General features: G+C 38.2%; 1 pseudogene. It reads right to left on the bottom strand.

From position 1 onward, the window contains the following. Positions 1 to 557, bottom strand: a pseudogene (locus tag C6368_RS17090) (hypothetical protein); the annotation flags it as partial.

Below are 557 nucleotides of genomic sequence, written 5' to 3'. Positions count from 1 at the left end.
TCTGGCGTGAACGCTGTAGGAATATAGTACAGTAATTCTTGGAAAACTAAGATCTTAATATTTGTACTGTCTTTACAACCAAATTGAGAAGTAGCTACCATCCATACATCGTAAGTTGTACTTTCTGTAATGTCAAATTGATGGCTTGTGTTTCTGTCGTAAACAAATGGTGAACCATCATCAAAATCCCATTTGTAATCTGTTGCACCAGTAGTTTGATTATAGAATTCTACCCATCCATCACTTAAATTGTCAAGTAATGTTGGATTCGCAGTGAAGGCGATATCAGGTGTTAAATCACCAACGATGAATGTTCTGTTGATGAAAGTAACGTTTCCACAATCATCAGTAATACTGTAAGTTCTTACAATGTATTCTGGACAGAAACCATTGTCAGAAACATCATTAACCCATTCCACAAGTGGAGTACCACAATTGTCTGCAGCATCCGTAACCACACTAACATCTGGTGGAGGTAAAACCGTCACTTGCTGCAATGGTAGGTTACTTGCTGTTGGTGGAGTGTCGTCGTTAATCACAATAACCTGTACTTCTGT

This window comes from Brumimicrobium mesophilum, from assembly GCF_003025005.1.
GTDB lineage: Bacteria > Bacteroidota > Bacteroidia > Flavobacteriales_D > Crocinitomicaceae > Brumimicrobium > Brumimicrobium mesophilum.
Note: the sequence above shows the minus strand (reverse complement) of the source record. Positions and strands in the feature narration are given on the sequence as shown.